This is a genomic window from Mycobacterium scrofulaceum (assembly GCF_001667885.1).
In the GTDB taxonomy this organism is placed as follows: Bacteria; Actinomycetota; Actinomycetes; order Mycobacteriales; family Mycobacteriaceae; genus Mycobacterium; species Mycobacterium scrofulaceum_C.
In genome coordinates this window covers 12536-33475 of record NZ_LZJW01000177.1, presented here as the reverse complement: position 1 = coordinate 33475, position 20940 = coordinate 12536, and the positions used below count along the sequence as shown (strand labels likewise).

At 71.6% G+C, this 20940-nt stretch carries 20 protein-coding genes and 1 pseudogene; 12 read left to right on the top strand and 9 right to left on the bottom strand.

Annotated features, from left to right (window positions below; translation table 11 throughout):
• The first annotated feature begins 61 nt into the window (after nt 1–61).
• The 3 genes from A5681_RS24740 to A5681_RS24730 are packed head-to-tail and all read left to right on the top strand — an operon-like array spanning nt 62 to nt 3821.
• Complete coding sequence (locus A5681_RS24740; RefSeq protein WP_067282102.1) at nt 62–784, top strand: phosphatidylserine decarboxylase; 723 nt, start codon at nt 62–64, stop codon at nt 782–784.
• On the top strand, nt 781–1644 hold the full coding sequence (gene pssA, locus A5681_RS24735) for a CDP-diacylglycerol--serine O-phosphatidyltransferase (protein ID WP_067282099.1): 864 nt from the start codon (nt 781–783) through the stop codon (nt 1642–1644). Before A5681_RS24740 ends, pssA begins: the two co-directional genes overlap by 4 nt.
• Complete coding sequence (locus tag A5681_RS24730) at nt 1641–3821, top strand: AAA family ATPase (RefSeq protein ID WP_067282096.1); 2181 nt, start codon at nt 1641–1643, stop codon at nt 3819–3821. The genes pssA and A5681_RS24730 overlap by 4 nt, the downstream gene beginning before the upstream one ends.
• Here the strand turns inward: A5681_RS24730 and A5681_RS24725 are convergent.
• Nucleotides 3795–4391 (bottom strand): TetR/AcrR family transcriptional regulator, encoded by a 597-nt coding sequence (locus A5681_RS24725; protein WP_067282091.1) that lies wholly within the window; start codon nt 4389–4391, stop codon nt 3795–3797. The two genes, A5681_RS24730 and A5681_RS24725, sit on opposite strands and share 27 nt — an antisense overlap.
• A 21-nt stretch (nt 4392–4412) precedes the next feature.
• Between A5681_RS24725 and A5681_RS24720 the strand changes: the two genes are divergently transcribed.
• The 3 genes from A5681_RS24720 (at nt 4413) to A5681_RS24710 (ending at nt 7763) form a co-directional block, all read left to right on the top strand.
• Nucleotides 4413–5234 (top strand): DUF2867 domain-containing protein, encoded by an 822-nt coding sequence (locus A5681_RS24720; protein ID WP_067282088.1) that lies wholly within the window; start codon nt 4413–4415, stop codon nt 5232–5234.
• Nucleotides 5235–5452: 218 nt separating this feature from the next.
• Entirely contained in the window at nt 5453–6814 is a 1362-nt protein-coding gene (locus A5681_RS24715; RefSeq protein ID WP_067282385.1) for an MFS transporter, read from the top strand.
• A gap of 19 nt (nt 6815–6833) precedes the next feature.
• A complete protein-coding gene (locus tag A5681_RS24710) occupies nt 6834–7763 on the top strand; it encodes an SDR family NAD(P)-dependent oxidoreductase (protein ID WP_067282084.1) in 930 nt (309 codons plus the stop codon).
• Between the two features lie 10 nt (nt 7764–7773).
• On the opposite strand, the gene A5681_RS24705 is transcribed toward A5681_RS24710, so the two are convergent.
• The 7 genes from A5681_RS24705 to A5681_RS24675 are packed head-to-tail and all read right to left on the bottom strand — an operon-like array spanning nt 7774 to nt 12918.
• The gene (locus A5681_RS24705; protein ID WP_067282081.1) at nt 7774–8589 is read right to left on the bottom strand and encodes an enoyl-CoA hydratase/isomerase family protein; all 816 of its coding nucleotides are present in this window, start codon (nt 8587–8589) and stop codon (nt 7774–7776) included.
• Nucleotides 8586–9608 carry a TIGR03617 family F420-dependent LLM class oxidoreductase gene (locus A5681_RS24700; RefSeq protein WP_067282077.1) on the bottom strand — a complete coding sequence of 341 codons (1023 nt, stop codon included), beginning with the start codon at nt 9606–9608 and terminating at the stop codon, nt 8586–8588. Before A5681_RS24700 ends, A5681_RS24705 begins: the two co-directional genes overlap by 4 nt.
• A 16-nt stretch (nt 9609–9624) precedes the next feature.
• A complete protein-coding gene (locus A5681_RS24695) occupies nt 9625–10251 on the bottom strand; it encodes an LON peptidase substrate-binding domain-containing protein (protein WP_067282074.1) in 627 nt (208 codons plus the stop codon).
• Complete coding sequence (locus A5681_RS24690) at nt 10251–11381, bottom strand: glutamate--cysteine ligase (RefSeq protein WP_067282072.1); 1131 nt, start codon at nt 11379–11381, stop codon at nt 10251–10253. The genes A5681_RS24695 and A5681_RS24690 overlap by 1 nt, the downstream gene beginning before the upstream one ends.
• Nucleotides 11371–12090, bottom strand: coding sequence for a superoxide dismutase[Cu-Zn] (gene sodC, locus A5681_RS24685; protein ID WP_067282069.1), 720 nt, complete (start codon nt 12088–12090; stop codon nt 11371–11373). The genes A5681_RS24690 and sodC overlap by 11 nt, the downstream gene beginning before the upstream one ends.
• A 24-nt stretch (nt 12091–12114) precedes the next feature.
• Nucleotides 12115–12591, bottom strand: a complete 477-nt coding sequence (locus A5681_RS24680) for a LytR C-terminal domain-containing protein (RefSeq protein WP_067282066.1) — start codon at nt 12589–12591, stop codon at nt 12115–12117.
• Nucleotides 12592–12609: 18 nt separating this feature from the next.
• Nucleotides 12610–12918, bottom strand: a complete 309-nt coding sequence (locus A5681_RS24675; RefSeq protein ID WP_007167558.1) for a DUF3263 domain-containing protein — start codon at nt 12916–12918, stop codon at nt 12610–12612.
• A 202-nt stretch (nt 12919–13120) separates the two neighbouring features.
• Between A5681_RS24675 and A5681_RS24670 the strand changes: the two genes are divergently transcribed.
• The 5 genes from A5681_RS24670 to A5681_RS24650 all read left to right on the top strand — a co-directional run bounded on the left by A5681_RS24670 (nt 13121) and on the right by A5681_RS24650 (nt 20554).
• Complete coding sequence (locus tag A5681_RS24670) at nt 13121–13714, top strand: peptide deformylase (protein ID WP_067282062.1); 594 nt, start codon at nt 13121–13123, stop codon at nt 13712–13714.
• Nucleotides 13714–14484 (top strand): GCN5 family acetyltransferase, encoded by a 771-nt coding sequence (locus tag A5681_RS24665; RefSeq protein ID WP_067282059.1) that lies wholly within the window; start codon nt 13714–13716, stop codon nt 14482–14484. Before A5681_RS24670 ends, A5681_RS24665 begins: the two co-directional genes overlap by 1 nt.
• A gap of 2 nt (nt 14485–14486) precedes the next feature.
• Nucleotides 14487–15425, top strand: coding sequence for an exodeoxyribonuclease III (locus A5681_RS24660; RefSeq protein ID WP_156738145.1), 939 nt, complete (start codon nt 14487–14489; stop codon nt 15423–15425).
• Nucleotides 15426–15638: 213 nt separating this feature from the next.
• Nucleotides 15639–16100: a hypothetical protein gene (locus A5681_RS24655; RefSeq protein ID WP_067282366.1), complete on the top strand. Its 462-nt coding sequence runs from the start codon at nt 15639–15641 to the stop codon at nt 16098–16100.
• Nucleotides 16101–16150: 50 nt separating this feature from the next.
• Nucleotides 16151–20554: a cation-translocating P-type ATPase gene (locus tag A5681_RS24650; protein WP_156738144.1), complete on the top strand. Its 4404-nt coding sequence runs from the start codon at nt 16151–16153 to the stop codon at nt 20552–20554.
• On the opposite strand, the pseudogene A5681_RS28010 reads toward A5681_RS24650, so the two are convergent.
• A pseudogene (locus tag A5681_RS28010) lies at nt 20520–20597 on the bottom strand (hypothetical protein); the annotation flags it as partial. The gene A5681_RS24650 and the pseudogene A5681_RS28010 overlap by 35 nt on opposite strands.
• Nucleotides 20598–20660: 63 nt before the next feature.
• Here A5681_RS28010 and A5681_RS24645 point away from each other — a divergent pair.
• Nucleotides 20661–20936, top strand: coding sequence for a hypothetical protein (locus tag A5681_RS24645; RefSeq protein WP_156738143.1), 276 nt, complete (start codon nt 20661–20663; stop codon nt 20934–20936).
• Nucleotides 20937–20940 lie beyond the last annotated feature (4 nt).

The following is a 20940-nucleotide window of genomic DNA, read 5'->3' as shown; positions in this document are numbered from 1 at the left end:
AAGGTGAACGTTCCCGCTGCGGGCCCGAACCAACCGGCCGCCGCTTTCGTAAGATGGCCGCGTGGCACGACGCCCCCGCCCTGTCGGCCCTACGGCCGAGGACCCATCCTTCAGCCCGCAGCACGCGTTGGAGTTGGTGCGCTCGACCGTTCCGCCGGTACATCCGGCCGGCCGTCCGTTCATCGCGGGCGGCCTGGCGGTCGCGCTGGCCGGCCGCCGCCACCGGTGGATCCGGCGGGCCGGCCTGCTGGCGGCGGGCGCCTGCGCCGGATTCTTCCGCCACCCGCCGCGCGTGCCGCCGACCCGGCCGGGCGCCATCGTCGCACCCGCCGACGGGCTGGTGTGCGTGATCGACGCCGCCGCCCCGCCGGCCGAACTCGGGATGGGCGACGCGCCGCTGCCCAGGGTCAGCATCTTCCTCTCGCTGCTCGACGCCCACGTGCAGCGCGCCCCGGTGAGCGGCGAGGTGATCGCCATGCAGCACCGGCCCGGCCGGTTCGGCTCGGCCGACCTGACCGCGGCCAGCACCGAGAACGAGCGCACCAGCCTGCGGATCCGGACGCCCACCGGCGCGGAGGTGGTGGCGGTGCAGGTCGCCGGGTTGCTCGCGCGCCGCATCATCTGCGACGCGCGCGTGGGCGACAAGCTGACGATCGGCGACACCTACGGCCTGATCCGGTTCGGCTCCCGGCTCGACACCTATCTGCCGGCGGGCGCCGAACCGCTGGTCCGCGAGGGCCAGCGGGCGATCGCCGGCGAGACCGTGCTGGCCGAGCTGCCATGATCAGCAAGCCGCGCGGCAGGCCGTCGGTCAACCTGCAGATCCTGCCCAGCGCGATGACGGTGCTGTCCATCTGCGCGGGCCTGACCTCGATCCGGTTCGCCCTCGAACACCAGCCCAAGGCGGCGATGGCGCTGATCGCCGCGGCGGCCATCCTGGACGGGCTGGACGGCCGGGTGGCCCGCATCCTGGACGCCCAGTCGCGGATGGGCGAGGAGATCGACTCGCTGGCCGACGCGGTGAACTTCGGCGTGACGCCGGCGATCGTGCTCTACGTGACGATGCTGACGAAGTCGCCGGCCGGTTGGGTGGTGATCCTGCTCTACGCGGTGTGCGTCGTGCTGCGGCTGGCGCGGTACAACGCGCTGCAAAGCGACGGCAGCCAGCCCGCCTACACCCACGAGTTCTTCGTCGGCATGCCGGCGCCGGCGGGCGCGGTGTCGATGATCGGGCTGATCGGGCTCAAGCTGCAGTTCGGCGAGGGCTGGTGGACGTCCACGACGTTCCTGTGCATCTGGATCACCGGGACGTCGATGCTGATGATCAGCAAGATCCCGATGCGCAAGATGCACGCCGCGGCGGTGCCGCCCAGCTGGGCCGCGCCGCTGCTGGCGCTGCTGGCTATCTGCGCGGCCGCGGCGGTGCTGGCCCCCTACGTCCTGATCTGGGTCATCATCGTCGCCTACCTGTGCCACGTGCCGTTCGCGGTCCGCAACCAGCGCTGGCTGGCGGCGCACCCCGAGGCGTGGGCCGACGAACCCAAGCAGCGCCGCGCCGCGCGCCGCGCGATCCGCCGGGCGCAGCCGCACCGCCGGTCGATGGCGCGGCTCGGGCTGCGCAAACCGGGCGGGCGCCTGCCATGAGCCGGCCGGGCGAGGATGCGGCCCGTCAGCTCACGCTCACCGCGCGGTTGAACACCTCCGCCGTCGACTCGCGCCGCGGCGTCGTCCGGCTGCACCCGAGCGTGGTTGCGGCCCTTGGCATTCGGGAGTGGGACGCGGTGTCGCTGACCGGCTCGCGGACCACGGCGGCGGTGGCGGGCCTGGCCGGGCCGGACACTCCGGTCGGCACCGCGTTGCTCGACGACGTGACGCTGTCCAACGCCGGGCTGCGCGAGGACACCGCGGTGATCGTTCGCGCGGTCACCGTCTACGGCGCCCGGTCGGTGACGCTGTCCGGCTCGTCGCTGGCCAGCCAGTCCATCTCGCCGGTGACCCTGCGGCAGGCCCTGCTCGGCAAGGTGCTGACCGTCGGCGACGCCGTGTCGCTGCTGCCCCGCGATCTGGGCCCGGGCTTCTCGACGGCGGCCGCCACCCGCGCGCTGGCCGCCTCGGTGGGCATCAGTTGGACCTCGGAGCTGTTGACGGTGACCGGCGTGGACCCGCCGGGGCCGGTCAGCGTGCAGCCCAACTCGCTGGTCACCTGGGGCGCCGGCGTGCCGGCCGCCGGCGCGACACTGCCGACCGACCTGGTCGACGTCGCCAGCCCGGAGACGGTCCTCGAGGAACTGAAGGGCTCGCAGCCGCAGGCCGCCAAGCTCACCGAATGGCTCAAGCTGGCGCTCGACGAGCCGCACCTGCTCAAGTCCCTGGGCGCCGGCGCCAACCTGGGCGTGCTGGTGTCCGGCCCGGCCGGGGTGGGCAAGGTGACGCTGGTGCGCGCGGTGTGCGACGGCCGCAGGATGGTCAAGCTGGACGGCCCGGAGGTGGGCGCCCTGACGCCGGAGGACCGGCTCAAGACGGTGAGCTCGGCGGTGCGGGCGGTCCGCGACGGCGGCGGCGTTCTGTTGATCACCGATGTCGACGCGCTGCTCCCGGCCACCCCCGAGCCGGTCGCCGCCCTGATCCTGGGTGAGCTGCGCAGCGCCGTGGCGACCGAGGGCGTCGCGTTGATCGCCACCTCCGCGCGGCCCGACCAGCTCGACGCCCGGCTGCGGGCGCCGGACCTGTGCGATAGGGAGCTCAGCCTGCCGCTGCCCGACGCCGGCACCCGCAAGGCGCTGCTGGAGTCGCTGCTCAAGTCGGTGCCCGCGGGCAGCCTCGACCTCGATGAGATCGCCGCTCGCACACCGGGTTTCGTGGTCGCCGACCTGGCCGCGCTGCTGCGGGAGGCGGCGCTGCGGGCGGCGTCGCGGGCCAGCGCCGACGGGCGCCCGCCCGAGCTGAACCAGGAGGACCTCGTCGGCGCGTTGACGGTCATCCGGCCGCTGTCCCGCTCGGCCAGCGAGGAAGTGACCGTCGGCAACATCACCCTCAACGACGTCGGCGACATGGCGGAGGCCAGGCAGGCGCTGACCGAGGCCGTGCTGTGGCCGCTGCAGCACCCCGACACCTTCGCCCGGTTGGGTGTCGAACCGCCCCGCGGGGTGCTGCTCTACGGGCCGCCCGGCTGCGGTAAGACCTTCGTCGTGCGCGCCCTGGCCAGCACCGGGCAGCTGTCCGTGCACGCGGTCAAGGGCTCCGAGCTGATGGACAAGTGGGTAGGCAGCTCGGAAAAGGCCGTCCGCGAACTGTTTCGGCGCGCCCGCGACTCCGCGCCGTCGCTGGTGTTCCTCGACGAGATCGACGCGCTGGCGCCGCGGCGCGGGCAGAGCTTCGACTCGGGCGTGACCGACCGGGTGGTGGCCGCGCTGCTGACCGAACTCGACGGCGTCAACCCGCTGCGCGACGTCGTCGTGCTGGGCGCCACCAACCGGCCGGACCTGATCGACCCGGCGCTGCTGCGCCCGGGCCGGCTGGAGCGGCACGTCTTCATCGAACCGCCCGACGCCGCCGCCCGCCGCGAAATCCTGCGCACCGCGGGCAAATCGGTCCCGCTGAGCGACGACGTCGACCTCGACGAGGTGGCCGCCGGGCTCGACGGCTACAGCGCCGCCGACTGCGTGGCGCTGCTGCGCGAGGCGGCGCTGACCGCGATGCGGCGCTCGATCGATGCCACCGACGTGACGGCCGCCGACATCGCGGCGGCCCGCCAAATCGTGCGCCCCTCACTGGATCCCGCGCAGGTGGACTCGCTACGGGCGTTCGCCAAAGCTCCGTAGCACCGCCAACGCCGACGCGGCGACGTCGTCCTCGAGCCAGCGCGGCATCGGATCGTCGTGGGCGTGCCGGCGGACCACGGCATAGGGCAGGTCCGCGACGGCCCGCGCGACGGCGTCGACCGAGCGGGGTCTGCTGTTGCCGTACAGCTGCCGGGCCAACGCCGCGACCCGCTCGGTCAGCGGCGCGTTCATCGTCGCCAGCGTCTCCCGGAACTGCGCGTCGGGTTCGTCGTCGAGCAGGTCACCGGGCCGGATCGTCAGCAACAGCCGGGCGTCCTCGGGCAGCTCGCGCGCGAAGCCGACGGCGGACACCGCCATTGCGACGGCGGTGTCCATGGGCGTCGGGCCGTCCGCGGCCAGGGCGCGCGCCTGGAAGCGTTCGAGCGCGCGCAGCCACGCCGCCGTCAGGATCCCGTCGCGGTTGCCGAACCGGTGATACAGGGTGCCCGCGGGCGCGCCGCTGGCCTTGGCGATCGCCGCGACGCTGGCCGCGCGCGGACCGCCGTCGAGCACCAGCGCCCGGGCGGCGTCGAGGATCACATCGGTTTCATGCTTCCGCGGAGGTGCCACGATCTAGTATGGTCCTTCTATATGGAACGATTACCCTATATCGATGAGCATGCCATAACCATCGACGCGAATCGCGCCGACACGTGGTCGGCGCTGCTGCGGGTGCTGTGCCGCAATCCGGACGACCCCGCCACCGTGCCAATCGGTTTCGTCCTCGACGAGGCAAGGCCGCCGGAGCGGCTCGCGCTGAAAGGCCGTCACCCGTTCGCGGTGTATCGGTGGGTGTTCGAGCTGGATGAACAATCGCGGGACCGCACCCGGCTACGCGCCACGACGTGGGCGGCGTTTCCCGGCCTGCACGGACGGATCTACCGCCGCCTCGTCATCGGCACCGGCGGTCACGCGGTGGTGACCCGCGCGACGCTGAAACGCGTTGCGGCTGCGGCGTTTAACGAGCGGTCCAGCGGGACAGCGTCCGACTACACCGACGTCTTCGAGGCCACGATCCAGCCCGGCGACACGCGCTCGGCCGAGCAGATGTTCCGCGACGCGCTGGGCCGCGAATCCGGCGGAGGCGCCGTGCGGTGGATCCATCGCCACGTCCTGAGTTTCGACCTCGCGCCGCATCCGTCGACCGACCACCCGATCGGCTGGTCCGTCGCCCGCTCGGATCACGACGAGATCGTCCTTGCGGCGAGCGGGCCGCTCATGCGAGGTGAACTGGCGCTGCGACGCGAGGACGGCCTGCGGGCCACACTCACCACTCGCGTGCACTACCACCGCAGACTCGCGGGCCGAGCGGTCTGGGCCGTCGTTGGTCCCCTGCATAGGGCCATCGCACCGCAGCTGGTGCAACGGGCCGCCCGCGACGGTGGACGACGGGCACACGCGCACCACAGCTGATTCCCGGTCGGGTTGTAACCCCGTCGAATACATCTTCTCGAAGAAGGTTGCCGGATCACCGGATTCGGCGGCCGTCGAGGGAGGATTCATATGAACGACGACGGCGGCCGCACCGTGAGACCGACATGATCGCAATGCAGCCGTCTCCTGGGGTCGTTCTGGCCGCGCCCGCGGCCCCGCTGCCGAAGCTGAGGAACGTCGCTCCGACGACCCGGGTCATGGTCGTGGCAACCATGGTCTCGATGGTCGCCTTCCTCGACACGACGGTGGTGAACCTGGCGCTGCCGGCCACCGCGCGCGACCTCGGCGGCGGGCTCTGCCTGCAGCAGTGGATCGTCGACGGTTATCTGCTGGCGCAGGCGGCCACGATCCTGCCCGGCGGCTCCCTGTCCGACCTGTTCGGGCGGGTGCCGGTGATCCGCCTGGGACTGGTGGCGTTCGGGACGGGTTCGGTGCTCGCGGCCGGCGCCCCCACGCCGGTCATGCTGATCGCCGGGCGCGTCGTCCAGGGTCTCGGCGCGGCGTTTCTGGTGCCCGGGTCACTGGCGTTGATCAATTCGACGTTCGATCGCGCGGAGCGCGCGACGGCCATCGGCACCTGGACCGCTTGGACGGGCACGGCGTTCGCGCTCGGCCCGCTGCTGGGCGGCCTGGCGGTGGACTTGCTCAGTTGGCGATGGATCTACGTCTTGTCGGCCGTTCCGATGGTCATCGGTTTCGCGTTGACGTTCTGGCTGCATTCGACGCCGCGGCCGGCCCAGCGCGTCCGCCTCGACGTCGCCGGTGTCGTCCTGTCGGCCGTGGGGCTGGCCGCCACGGTGTATGCCCTGATCGAATCGCGCGAGCACGGCTGGTCGGATCCCCGCGTCGCCACCTCGCTGTGTGTCGGCGTCGCCGCGCTGGTCGCGTTCGCCGCCTGGCAGCGCCGTGCCCCGCACCCGCTGGTGCCGCTCGGGCTGTTCCGGATTCGCAATTTCGCGGGTGCCAACGTGACCACCGGCTTCGTCTACGGCGCCATCACGATGGGCGCCCTGGCGGTCGCTCTGTACACCCAGGAGGTCGCCGGTTATTGCGCGACCGTCGCGGGATTGGCCACATTGCCCACACCGATCATCTCGTTCCTGTTCGCCAAACGCGTCGGCAGGCTGGCCGCGCGCATCGGGCCTCGGATCTTTTTGACGACGGGCCCGCTGCTGGCCGGGTTGGGGCTGCTGCTCATTCGTCCCGGTCACGGGTTCAACATCCTCACGCACCTGCTGCCCGGGACGATCGTGGTGGCCATCGGTTCGGTGCTCACCCTGACGCCGCTGGCCGCGCTGAATCTGTCCTCGGTCGACGCGGCCCGCAGCGGCGTCGCGGCGGCGCTGCAAAACGCCGTGGGCAGAACGTCGGCGCTCAGTTCCGTTGCCTGCGTGGGCCTGATCGCGGCCGGCACCATGACCGACGCCAGTTTCGCGCGCCTGCTACACGTCGCCGCCGGCCTGTACTTCGTCGGCGCGCTGGTGACCGGCCTAGTGGTCACCGGCCGCATCCATCCCGTCGAAGAGGTCCCCGGCAAAGTCGCCGTCGGCGTGGCCTGACCGCATACACTCTGGCCGCATGATCGAACGACGCACCGCATCCGATGTCGTCGAAGGAATCGACCTGTCCGGCAAGACATGTGTGATCACCGGCGCGTCGAGCGGGCTGGGCCGCGAGTCCGCCCGAGCGTTGGCCGCCGCCGGCGCGCACGTCGTCCTCGCGGCGCGCAACCATGCCGCCCTGGCCGAATCCGTCGGATGGATAGCGCAGGACGTACCCGGCGCATACACGTCGACCGTGCGGCTCGACCTGACCGCGCTGTCGAGCGTTCGCGCGGCGGCCAGGGCGAGCGCCGACGTCGCGCCGGCGATCCACGTCTTGATGAACAACGCCGGCGTGATGTTCACCCCGTTCGGGCGGACGGCGGACGGCTTCGAAACCCAGATCGGCACAAATCATTTCGGCCATTTCGAGCTCACCCGGCTGCTGACCCCTCAGTTGGCCGCCGCGCAGGGCGCCCGGCTGGTGGTGCTGTCCTCCGGCGGGCACGTCATGGGCGACGTCGACTTCGACGATCCCAACTGGGAGCGCCGCGACTACGACAAGTTCGTCGCCTACGGGGCGTCCAAGACGGCCAACATCCTGCACGCCCGGGAGGCCGACCGCCGCCTGCGCGACGCGGGTGTTCGCGCCTTCGCCGTCCATCCCGGCACCGTGGCCACCTCGCTGGCGCGCTACATGTCCCGCAAGGATTTTTCCGACCTGCGCAGGCTCGTCGCCGCCAACAGCGCGGCGCACGGCGAACCGAGCGACGGCCACCTCCACTTCCTCACACCGGACCAGGGTGCGGCCACACAGGTCTGGGCCGCGGTCGGCCCCGAGCTCGACGGCCGGGGCGGGCTGTACCTGGAAGACTGCCGGATCAGCGACGGGCTCGCCCCACACGCCCGCGATGACGAGCGCGCGGCCGACTGGTGGACGCTCTCCGAGCGGTTGTGCGCGAGCTGATCGCCCACCCTTACCGGCTCGGCGGCAGCGGCTCCCACTCGCGGGACACCTTCGAGGTAAACCGCGGCGGCCGCTTCTCGACGAACGCCGCCACGCCCTCGGCCGCGTCGGCGGTGCCCATCACTCGTTGGTGCAGCTGGGTTTCCAGCGCGGCGACCTGCCGCGGGGCATAGCCGTTGATCGCGGTGTCCCAGAGCAGCCGCTTGCACAGCGCCGCCGACATCGGCGCGACGTTGACCGCGATGTCGCGGGCCACCGCCACCGCGTGGTCGAGCACCTGGGCGGCGGGCAGGGCCCGGTTCGCGATGCCGAGCGTCACCGCCTCCGCCCCGCCGAAGGTGCGCCCGGTCAGCAGGATGTCCGCGGCCACCCCCAGCGTGGTCAGCTGCGCCAGCGTCCAGTGCGCCATGCAGTCGGGGAGCACTCCCCGGCGGACCTGCACCACACCGTATTTCGCGTCGTCGGCGACGATGCGCAGGTCCGCCTGCAGGGCGATCGTCAAGCCGATGCCGATCGCGTGGCCGTTGACGGCGGCGATCACCGGCTTGCGCAGCTCGAAGGCGGCCGGGGTGATGGGCGACGCCGAGAACTGCTCGCCGGGCGCGTCGAAAGGGCTTGTCTCGCCGGAGAAATCCGCGCCCGCGCAGAAGGCGCGCCCGGCCCCGGTCACGACGATGGCCCGGACGTCGTCGTCACCGTCGCAATCGGAATACGTCCGGCTCAGCAGCGCACCCATCTCGGCGGTGTAGGCGTTGAGCCGCTCGGGCCGGTTGAGCGTGAGCACCGCGACGCCCGCGTCGACGTCGACGGTGAGATCGGGGCTCATCGCAGCGCCGGGACGCGGTGCAGGGCGCCGATCAGGTCAGCGATGTCCGCGGCGGCCGGCGTGTAACCCGGGAAATAGCAGCACACCTCGGCGGCGCGCTCCCCGAACCGGGCGGCGATCTGCCGGGCGCATTCCTCGGGGGTGCCGACGATGCCGATGCGGGCCACCATGTCGTCGCTGATCAGCCGGCGCATCTCGGGAAAGCGGCCCTGTTTGGACAGGGCGTTGAGCTCGGGCTGGACGTCGGCCCAGCCCTCGGCCTCGAGCACGGGCAGGTAGGCGGGCGTGGAGCCGTAAAACGAAATCAGCGACGCCACACCGTCGATCGCGGCGGCCAGGTCTGCCTCGTCGCGGCCGACGGCCACCATCGCCGCGACGATGATCTCGAAGTCCTCGGCGGATCGCCCGGAGCGCCGCAGCCCCTCGTCCACGGCGGGGAGGGTGCGTTCAGCGAAGTGGCGGGCGCTGTTGAACGGCATCACCAGCAGCCCGTCGGCCACCTCCGCGGCGGTGCGCGTCATCACCGGGCCCAGCGCTCCCAGCAGCACCGGCGGCGGCCCGAACGGGTTGGGACCGGGGTTGAAGTTGGGCGCCATGATGGTGTGGGTGAAGAACTCTCCGCGAAAGTCCAAGCGGCCGCGGCCTTCCCAGGCCGCGAAGATCGCCTTGATGGCCGCGATCGTTTCGGCCATCCGGGCCGCGGGCCGCTCCCACCTACTGCCGTAACGCTTTTCGATGTGGGCCTTCACCTGCGAGCCGAGGCCGAGCCGAAATCGTCCCCCGCTGTAGAGCTGCAGGTCGTAGGCGGCGTGCGCCAGGTGCAGCGGGCTGCGTGGCGGCGCGATCGCCACATTGGTCATCAGGTCCAGGCGGGTGGTGCCGGCGGCGAGGACCAGCGGGAAGAACACGTCGTGCTGGCCCTCGAAGGTGAACAGGCCGTCGGCACCCGTCGCCGCGATCTCGGCGGCGCTGGCCGTCGCGTCCACCGGTGAACCGCTGACCTGCAGATGTACCTTCATCCGGTCCCCTGTCGAACTATTCGGAAAGCTGGAACTCGACCACCTCGGCGAGCGCGTCGACCGCCTCGCGCAGCGCCGCCAGGCGCTCGCCGGCCGACGGCGCCGACAGCACCGCGTAGAGGTCGGCCGTGCCGATCGGGATGCGAGACGCCAACACGTACAGGCGTTGTCCGGGGTCAGCGGCCGGGTCCTCGCCCAGCAGCGCCGCCCGGTCGGGCAGGTCGATGCCGCGCGCGTCGGCGATGCGCTCGAACAGGGCCATCACCTTGTCCTCGACCTCGATCAGCTGGGCGGCGGTGACCTCTTCGCCCGGCTCGTCGGGCCACGTGGTCACCGTCGCCCTTGGGTAGGGATCGTCGGGCAACCATTCGGAGACCCGGATCCGTTCCCCGGTCCGGCAACGCATGGAGTACCGGCCGGCGCCGTGGTCGACGCATTCGGTGATCCGCGACAACACCCCGACGTCGCAGCGCCCCTCGCCGCCGCCGACCTCACGCCCCCGCGAGATCAGCACCACGCCGAACGGGTCGCCGGTGTCCAGGCAGTGCCGGACCAGCGCGCCGTAGCGCGGCTCGAAGATCCGCAACGGCAGATCCTGGTCGGGCAGCAGCGCCGACTCCAGCGGGAACATCGCCAACTCCATCAGATCTCCAGCTCGGCCACCAGCGCGTCGACCACGGCCCGCAGGTCGCCGTCGTTTTCTTCGGCCACCCGGCGCTGCCGCTGGTACGAGGCGCCCAGCCTTGGGATGTCGGCCACCGCGGCCAACTCGTCGACGCAGTTCAACGATTTCGCCACGGGCTCAAGCCGATTCAGCACCTCGTCGAGGTCCTCGGTGACGAGCCGCTCGTTGCTGTCGGCGTCCTGAATGATGATGGCGTCCAGCCCGTAGCGGGCGGCGCGCCACTTGTTCTCCTGGTTGTGCCACGGCGGCATCGTCGGCAACGTCTCGTCGGCTTCCAGCCTGCGGTCCAGGTCCACCACCAGGCAGTGCGTCAGCGCCACCAACGCGCCCAGCTCGCGCAGGTTGGACACGCCGTCGCAGATCCGCACCTCGATGGTGCCCAGGTGCGGGGAAGGCCTGATGTCCCAACGGACTTCGTCGACGTGGTCGATGATGCCGGTCTTCTTCTGGTCGTAGACGAAGCCCTCGAACTCCGCCCAGGTCTGGAACTGGAACGGCAGGCCGGCGGTCGGCAACTGCTGGAACATCATCGCGCGGTTGCTGGCGTAGCCGGTGTCCACGCCGGTCCACCACGGTGAGGACGCGGACAGGGCCAGCAGGTGTGGGTAGTACTTCAGCAGGGACGTCATGATCGGCATCACCTTGTGCGCCGAGGAGATTCCGACGTGCACGTGCACGCCCCAGATCAACATCTGCCGGCCCCACCACTGCGTGCGCTTGATCAGTTCGGCGTAGCGGGGCGCGTCGGTGAGCTTCTGGGTGGACCACTGGGCGAACGGGTGCGCGCCCGCGCTGAAGAATTCCATGCCGCGGTCGCGGACGATGCGCTGCGCCGGGCCGAGCGTTTCCCGCAGATCCTCCATCGCCTCGGGCGCGGATCTGCAGACACCGCTGACGACCTCGACGGTGTTGCGCAGCAACTCCTTGTGCACGCGCGGGTTTTCGCCGATCTCGGCGATCACCGCGGTGGCCTCGTTGCTCAGGTCGCGGGTCTGCGCGTCGACGAGCGCGAACTCCCACTCCACACCGAGGGTCGGCCGCGGTGACCGGGCGAAGTCGATGCGCGCGTTGGCCCTGTTAGCCGGCACCGATCACACCGCACGCGACCCGCTTGCCGGCGTCACCGGTGCTCATCGTCATCTGGTCGGGGCCGGGGGTGCCGTTGGTCTGGTTGTACCGCTCCGGCGGGATGTTGGCGAAGTTGTCCGCGGCGGCGTGGATGATGATCGCCGTCTTCTGCCCGCTGAGCAGGTCGTCCATGGCGAAGGCGTCCGTGGTGGTCATCAGCATCCCGGACCCGTCCTTGCGCACCTGCAGCGAGGTCAGGTCACCGCTGGCGGGCTCGGCGGCGTGCCCCGGCGCCTGGAAGTGTCCCCCGGCGGACAGGAAATCGCCCGGCGCGCCACCGGTCGGGGCGACGGAGTTGGGCTCGCACTTGCCGACCTTGTGGATGTGCACCCCGTGGAAGCCGGGCGAGAGCACGCCGTTGGCTGTCGTCTCGATGGTGACCGTGGCGTAGCCGTTGTTGAACTGGAACGTGGCGGTGGCGACCTGGGTGCCGTCGGGCGCCTTCAGGTGGGTGACGATGCTCGGCCCCGACGGCGCGGCAACCGGCCCGCCCTCGGGCGTCCCGGTTCCCGCCGGCGCCGGCGAACCGGTCCACACCGCCGGCGTGGTGCCCGGCGAGGTCGAGGCGTGCTGCGGCGACGAGCACGCGCCGAGCAGGGCGACCGAAGTTGCTGCGGAGAGCGCGGAAACGGTGACGGCGGCAGTGCGGTAACCAGCGAGCTGAGGCATAGCGGAAGCCTAGCCGCTGACGGGTCAACCCGTAACGAGGACAATGACCCCGGGCGGTTGTCCGCTCAGGGCCGGGATGCGCGGTTCGACCGGCGCGCCCAGGATTTTGCCGACCGCGTCGGCGGTGGCGTGCTCGTCGTCGGCGTCGGTGTAATACACCGTGGTGGCCGAGACGTCGGGCACGGTCAGGTTGTCGACCTTGGTGACGTTGAAACCGCCGGCCGTCAGCTGGTCCTTGGTGCGGGAGGCGACGCCCTCTTTGGTCGAGATGTTGTAGACCTGCACCTCGGACCGGCCGGCCGCGGGCTTAGCGCTCGTCGGCGTGGCCGAGGTGCTGGTGGACGTGGACGTGGAGACCGCCGACGCGGAGTCGTCGTCGGAGCTGCCGGACGAGCCCAGCGCCTGCCAGCCGAGCAGCAGGAAGATGACGCCCAAGAACAACAGCACCATCACCATCGCCCGCAGGGGCAGCCCCGTGGAGTCGGGGACTCGCTCTTTCATCGAGCCCACTGTAGCGAGTCAGGTCACCTCGAAGCCGAGGCGCCGCGCCGCCCGCGCCTTCTGGCGGCTGGCCCGCAACCGGCGCAAGCGCTTCACCAGCATCGGGTCGGCGGCCAGCGCCTCCGGCCGGTCGACGAGCGCGTTGAGCACCTGGTAGTAGCGCGTCGCCGACATTGAGAACAGCTCTTTGATCGCTTCTTCTTTTACGCCCGCGAATTTCCACCACTGACGTTCGAAGGCGAGGATGTCGTGTTCGCGGCGGGTGAGGCCATCTGCGATCTCGGCATCGTCCCCCGATCGATTTGCCCGCGCCATGGCGCTGTCCATATAGCTTCCCCTGGACCCTTCCGGCGATTCTCGGCTGCTGTAGATGACTTGACTTACCTGAGGGCGTGTTTCGGCGAATATTGAACCACGGCGCAAACCCTCAAGCCGTCATCCAGACCCGCGAGTCGGCCGATTGGCTCAGATTGCCCGAGGAGAACATGGCCGGCCTGGGCGCGCGGCGCGTGCGGTAGCTTAGCCGACCATGGCAGTCGTACCGATCCGGATCGTCGGTGATCCGGTCTTGCACACCCCGACGCAGCCGGTGCCCGTCGGCGCCGACGGCTCGCTGCCCGCGGACCTGGCGGAGTTGATCGCCAACATGTACGACACCATGGACGCCGCGCACGGAGTCGGCCTGGCCGCCAATCAGATCGGCGTCGGCTTGCGCGTGTTCGTCTACGACTGCGCCGACGACCGGGGCAGGACGGACCGGCGCCGCGGCGTGGTCGTCAACCCGGTGCTGGAAACTTCCGACATACCGGAGACCATGCCCGACCCGGACAACGATGACGAGGGCTGCCTCTCGGTTCCCGGCGAGTCGTTTCCCACCGGCCGCGCCACCTGGGCGCGGGTCACGGGTGTGGACGCCGACGGCAAGCCGGTCGAGATCGAGGGCACCGGCCTGTTCGCGCGCATGCTGCAGCACGAGACCGGGCACCTGGATGGCTTCCTGTACCTGGACCGGCTGATCGGTCGCCACGCCCGCAGCGCCAAGCGCGCCGTCAAGGCGCACGGCTGGGGTGTGCCGGGGCTGTCGTGGCTGCCGGGCGAAGGGCCGGACCCCTTCGGTCACTGATGTTCTCGTGGCCGGAGTTGGGCACGCGGGTGACGCTGCGCTACCGGCGGCCCCCCGGCTCGGTCCCGCCCCTGACCGACGCGGTGGGACACCTGGTGGCGGTCGACCCGGTGGTTCGGGTCCGGACCAAGACGGGCGCGGTCGTCGAGGTGTCACCCGAAGACGTGGTCGCGTTGCGCGTTTTGACCGACGCGCCGGTGCGCACCTCCGAGATCCGGGCCCTCGAGCACGCGGCCGCGGCGGCGACCCCCGGCGCCGAACGGGTGTGGCTCGAGGGTTGGCTGCTGCGGGCCGGGGACGGGGTCGATTACGCCGTCCCGCTGGACGTTTCGGCCCGGGCGGGCACCGTCGCGGCGATCGCGGACTGGTACGAGCGCCGCGGCCTGACGCCGCGACTGGCGATTCCCGACCGCTTGTTGCCGCTGCCGCCGGGGCTGAGCGCCGAACGCACGGAACGGGTTTTGGTGCGCGATGTCGCGGCACCGGCGCCGGACGGGCCCGAACCCTGCCCCACGACGCTCGCCCGCGCGGCCCTGAGCGACGCGCCCGACGGCACGCGCTGGGTGGGCCTGTCGGCCGCCGGGAACGACCCGGCCACGGCGGCCACGTGCGAAGCGCTGTTGGCCGGGGCCGCGGCGCGCGGCGCGACGCGCGCCTATCTGGTCGCTGACGGCACCGGCGTGCTGCCGCTCGCCGACGCCCTGGGTTTCCGGGCGCACCACAGCCGCCGCTACTTTGCTGCCCGTTCGCCCGCCTGGGATACCGTCTAGCGATGCTTGATGGCGGCGACCCGCAGCGCCCGGCTTCGCCGCGCTCGCGATCGCCGCTGATTGACGGCGGCGACCCGCAGCGCCCGGCTTCGCCGCGCTCGCGATCGCCGCTGGTTGGCGGCGGCGACCCGCAGCTTCGGCTGGCCACCTGGAACGTGAACTCCATTCGCAGCCGCCTGCCCCGGGTCCTCGACTGGCTGGCCCGCGCCGAGGTCGACGTGCTGGCCATGCAGGAAACCAAATGTTCGGACAGCCAATTTCCCGCCCTGCCGTTTTTCGAACTCGGCTACGAAGTGGCGCATGTCGGCTTCAACCAGTGGAACGGCGTGGCGATCGCCTCTCGCGTCGGCCTCGACGACGTGCGGATCGGCTTCGACGGCCAGCCCAGCTGGAGCAGCAAGCCGGAGGTGGCCGCGACGGCCGAGGCCCGCGCGCTCGGCGCCACCTGCGGCGGCGTCCGGGTCTGGAGCCTCTATGTGCCCAACGGCCGCGCGCTGGGTGATCCGCATTACACCTACAAGCTGGAATGGCTTGCGGCGCTGCGCGATACGGCGGCCGGCTGGTTGCGCGACGACCCCGCCGCGCAGATCGCGCTGGCCGGCGACTGGAACATCGCCCCGACCGACGACGACGTCTGGAGCACCGAGTTCTACGTCGGCTCCACCCACGTCTCCGAGCCGGAACGCCGCGCGTTCGGCGCCATCGTCGACGCCCAATTCACCGACGTGGTAAGGCCTTTCGCGCCCGGCCCGGAGGTGTACACCTACTGGGACTACACCCAGTTGCGGTTCCCGAAGCGGCAGGGCATGCGCATCGACTTCATCCTGGCCTCACCGGAATTGGCCGCCCGCGTCACCGACGCTCAGATCGTCCGAGACGAGCGCAAGGGAAAGGCCGCCAGCGATCACGCACCCGTGCAAATCGACATTAGGCGAGACTAAATCGGATTGACTCGTTCACGCCGCACCCTTTACCAGGTTAAGCTCAGGCAAATTAAATGCGGCTGCTCGTTGTCTGCGGGTTTGCAAGGTGGCAGGCTTTGATTTTGTCAGAGGCGACAAACGTTGTTTTTTTGCTGTTAACGACGCGTTCAGCGGGTACACCTCGCTAGTGGCGCGGGTTCGCGGCAAGGGCAGGAAAGCCAAGGAGTCATGATGAGTGTCATCGGCGGGGCAGTCCGAGGGGTGGGTCAAGCGGTGAATCGCGCGGCGAGCGCGACGACCGCCGCCGCCGGCGCCGTGGGTGGCGCGGCGGTGAACGGCGTCGTCGGCGGCGTCACCGGCGCCGCCGAGGGCGTGAAAAAGGGCATCAGCACGGGCAGCCACTCGACGCCGGCGGCCGCGGTGGCCCTCGGCGCGCTGGGCGTCGCCGGCCTGGTCGAGTGGCCGGTGCTGCTGGCGGTCGGCGGTGGCTCCCTGTTGCTGCAACGGCTGAGCCACCGGAACGGATCGGGCCCTTCGGCGCCGAAGGCCAGCCTCAAGGCCGTGCCCGCCGAACCGGCGGAGCAGAAGCCGGCGCCGCAAAAGTCCTCGGCGCAGAAGACGGCCGGCAAGTCGACGGCCAAGAAGGCCGCGGGGCGCCGGGCCGGCGGCACCGCGCTGCGCAGCACCAACTAACGGGTCTGTTCGACTCCGCTTTGAGCATTGCGACCGCGATACAACGATCTATGCCGTTGCGCGCCGTCGCGACGGGCATCCAGGCCACCACCTCGCTCGTCGAGGCCGGCATCACCATCGCCGCGATTCCGCTGCGCGAGGGCGCGCGGGCGATCTCGGGCGAACTGCCCCAGCAGAGCCCGGCGACACTGAGCCGACGGTGCTGGCGCGGCGCCGAACGCGCCTGGATCGAGGTGCGGGGGCTCGACGGCGCGTCCGGTGACGAACTCGGACGCGCGGTGCTCGACGCGCTGCTGGCCCATCCCGGGGTCGCGTCCGCCGGGCTGAACTACCCGCTGTCGCGCGTGGTGGTCACCGTCGGGGGCGCGGACACCTCGCTGCGCGACCTGTGCCGCATCGTCGACGCCGCCGAGAAGCGTTGCGCGCCAAACAAACCCGCGAAGCCACTGGCGCCCCCGACGAGCCTGCCGGGCGACGGCGTGGTGCTGGCGACCCGGGCCGCCACCGCGGCCGCCAGCGCGGCCGGGCTGGGCATCGCGTTGACCGGCCGCGCGCTGCGCTGGCCGCGCATGCCGATCGTCGTCCTGGCGGGCGTGGTCGCCGTCGACTATCAACCGTGGCTGCGCCGCGTGCTCGAGGACCGCATCGGCCGACCCGCGACCGACACGATGCTGACCCTGGCCCTGACGGCCGCGGAAACCGTCACCCAGTCCCCCGCCTCGTTGTCCGTGGGCCTGCTGATGCAATCGCTCAAGGCCGCCGAATGCCGCGCGGAAGCCCGCGCCTGGGTGCGCCACGAACCTCAGCTGGCCGGCCACGCCGACCACCCGCGCGTCGACCCGTCGGCGGCGGCCAAGCCGCCGCGCGGCCGGCCGAACGACCACCACGCCGGCCGGTTCGCGCTCGTGCAGGCGATCAGCGCCGGGATCGTCGGCGCCACCACCCGCAACCTCAACCAGGCCGCCCTGGCTGTCCTGGTGACCACGCCCGCAGCCAACCGCACCACGCCGGAGGCGTTCGCCGCGGCGCTGGGCCAGGGGCTGGCCGACCGGCACGCGGTCCTGTCGCTGCGGCCGGAGGCGCTGCGCCGCCTGGACCGGGTCGACGCGATCGTCATCGATCCCCGGGTGTTGTGCACCAAAAGCCTGCGGGTGTCGCTGATTCGCGGCGCGCGGGAAGCCGAGCTGCCCGCCGCGTGGTCGCGCGCCCAGCTGATGCTGGAAAAGAGTGGGCTGCGCCCGGGCTGGCACCCGGTGCCCGCGATATCGCCCAGCAAGCCGAACACGGCGGTCGAGGCGCTGTTCTGCTTCACGCACGATCCGCTGGCGTCGGCCGTGGTCGGCGAGGCGCACCGGACGGGATCCGAATTGGTGTCGGTCGAGGACGATTCACTGGGCGAACTGCGGCCGGCCTTCGACGAGATCCGGCCGCTGGGGCGGGGTTCCATCGACGATGCGCTGGGCCGCGCCGTGGCGGACCTGCAAGAGGCGGGCCGCACCGTCGCCGTGCTGTCGTCGCCGGGGGCGCAAGCCATCTGGTCGGCCGACGTGGCGCTGGGCATGATGCCCGAGCCCGGCGACGGTCCCCCGCCGTGGTACGCCGACCTGCTCCTGCCCGACCTGGCCGCGGCCTGGCGGGTGCTGCACGCGCTGCCGGCGGCCCGGGCCGCCGCCCAACGCGGCGTCGGGATCTCGGCCGGCGCAACGGCGATGGGCTCGCTGCTGATGATCCCCGGCGTCCGCGGCATCGGGCGCGGCCCGGTGGCCAGTGGCGCGGCGGCCGGCGCGCTGTCGGGATACCTGTTGGCGCGCGGGATCATCCGGGCGGACACCCCCCGCCCGGCGCCCGTGCAGGAATGGCATGCGATGGCCGTCGAGCACGTCCGGCGGGCGCTGCCGCCGCCCGACTCGGAGCCGGCCGGCGACCCGAGGCGCCTGGCCCTGGCCACCCTGGGCGCCCCGCAGCCCGAGTCGCGCGCGCACGCCTTCCTGCAATTCGTGGCCGCCGTCCGCGCCGAGCTGACCGACCCTCTGACCCCCGTGCTGGCGCTCGGCTCGGCGGCCAGCGCGGTGCTCGGCTCGCCGGTGGACGCCGTGCTGGTCTTCTCCGTGCTGGCCGGAAATTCCATGCTGGCGGCCAGCCAGCGGCTGCGGGCCGAAAACCGCCTGAATCACCTTCTAGCGCAACAGATTCCACCCGCTCGCAAGGTCCTCTCCGACGGTGCGGGGGAACGGGCGTACGCCGACGTCATCGCGGCGCAGCTACAGCCCGGCGACGTCATCGAGGTGCGCACCCACGAGGTGGTGCCTGCCGACGCCCGAATCATCGAGGAGGTCGACGTCGAGGTCGACGAGTCGACGCTGACCGGTGAGTCGCTGTCGGTGGAGAAGCAGGTGGAGCCGACGCCGGGCGCCGCGCTCGCCGAACGCCGCTGCATGCTGTACGCGGGGACGACCGTGGTGGCGGGCACCGCGGTGGCGGTGGTGACCGCGGTCGGGGCCGACACCCAGGAGCGCCGCGCCGCCGAGCTGGTGTCCGGTGACCTCCCGTCCGACATCGGCCTGCAGCATCAGCTCAGCCAGCTCACCAACCGCGCCTTCCCGGTCAGCATGACCGGCGGCGCGCTGGTCAGCGTGCTGGCCCTGCTGCGGGGCTCGGTGTTGCGCCAGGCGGTGGCCAGCGGGATCGCCATCGCCGTCGCGGCGGTGCCCGAGGGCATGCCGTTGGTGGCGACCCTGGCGCAGGCCGCGTCGGCGCGGCGGCTCACCAAATTCGGCGCGCTGGTGCGCGTCCCGCGTTCGGTCGAGGCCCTCGGCCGCATCGACGTGGTCTGCTTCGACAAGACCGGAACGCTCAGCCAGAACCGGTTGCGGGTGGCCGAAGTGGTTGCGGCGCCGGGCACTTCGCGCGAGGAGGTGCTGCGCTGCGCCGCGCACGCCGCCCCGCCGTCCAACGGCGGCCCACACGCGCACGCCACCGACGTCGCGATCGTCGAGGCAGCCGCGTCCGTCCCGTCCCCTAATGGCCACAGCGCGAGCGCGCCCGTCGCGCACCTGCCGTTCCGCTCCGGCCGGTCGTTCTCGGCCTCCGTGACGGACACCGAGCTGGCCGTCAAGGGCGCCCCCGAAGTCGTGCTGGCCGCGTGCGGGGGTGTGGGGCCCGCCCTTCAGGGGACGGTCGCGCAGATGGCCGGCCGCGGCCTGCGCGTGATCGCGGTGGCGCGGCGGCAGCTGAGTCCCGATCAGGCCCAGGCCATTCGGCAGGAACCCGACGACATCGCCGACTTCGCCCGCGACGGGCTGACGCTGACCGGGTTCCTCGGCCTCTCCGACACCCCGCGCGCCGAGGCGGCGGACCTGCTCGCGGATCTGCGCCGGCTTTCGGTGGGCGTCAAGCTGATCACGGGTGACCATCCGATCACCGCCCAGGCCATCGCCGAGGAGCTCGGGCTGAGCGTGACCGCCGCGCAGGTGATCAGCGGCGCCGAGTGGGATGCGTTGTCCCGCAAGGACCAAGAGCGGGTCGTGACCGAGCGGGTGATCTTCGCCCGGATGACGCCGGAGAATAAGGTCCAGGTCGTTCAGACCCTGGAGAGTGCGGGCGTGCGCACCGCGATGGTCGGGGACGGGGCCAACGACGCCGCCGCCATTCGGGCCGCCACGGTCGGCATCGGTGTCGTCGCCGGCGGCAGCGACCCGGCGCACATGGCCGCCGACGTGGTGCTCGTCGACGCGCGCATCGAGGGCCTGCTGCACGCCATCCAAGAAGGACGCCAGCTCTGGCAACGGGTGCAGGCGGCGGTGTCGGTGCTACTCGGCGGCAACGCCGGCGAGGTGTTGTTTGCCATCGTGGGCAGCGCGATCACCGGGACCTCGCCGCTGAACACCCGCCAGCTGCTCTTGGTGAACATGATGACCGACGCGCTGCCCGCAGCGGCCCTGGCGGTGAGCAAGCCCAGCGGCCCGGTCGACCCGGGCATCCGGGGCCCGGATCAGCCCGCGTTGTGGCGCGCCGTCGCCATCCGGGGCGTCACCACCGCCGCCGCGACGACGGCGGCGTGGGCGATGGGCAGCGTCACCGGCCGCCCGCAGCGCGCGTCGACCGTGGCGCTGGTCGCCCTGGTGGGCGCCGAGCTGGGTCAGACGCTGCTCGATTCACACGCCCCGCTGGTGGTGTTCACCGCGGTGGGCTCGCTGGCCGCGATGGGAACGCTGATCAGCATCCCCGTGGTCAGCCAACTGCTGGGATGCACACCGCTGGGTCCAGTCGGCTGGGCGCAGGGGCTGGGATCCGCCGCTGCGGCGACCGTCGCGATCGGGATCGCGAATCGTGCGCTGACGGGTCCGGACAAATCTGGCGCGGCGCCCGTCGGGGCGGGTGAACCTCTACGACCCCGGCCCGCCACAGCAGCGCATAGAGTTCCTGTAACGGCACCTTCAGCACCCGAGCAATAGAGGAAACTAGCGGATCGCCCCCGGCGTCGGTCATCGTCGACATAGGTCCGACGGTGGCCGCAGCACCCGGCGAGGCGGCAAACCCTTCGTTACTGAAAGGCAAATGATGGCGGAAAAGAAGTCGCGCAGGGGGACGTCGCAGCGCGAGGCGGTGGAAAAGATCCGCGAAGGCGAGACGTTCGTCGTGAACCTTCCGGTCGTCGGCCAGATGGAGATTCCCCGGCCGGAGCAGTTGGCCTATTTCGGGGGCCTGGCCGCGCTGGCCGCGTTCGAACTCATCGACTGGCCGGTCGCCCTGGTGATCGCCGCGGGGCACTTCCTGGCGGCCAACCACCACAACAAGCTGCTGGAAGAGCTCGGCGAGGCGATGGAGGAGGCCTAACCGC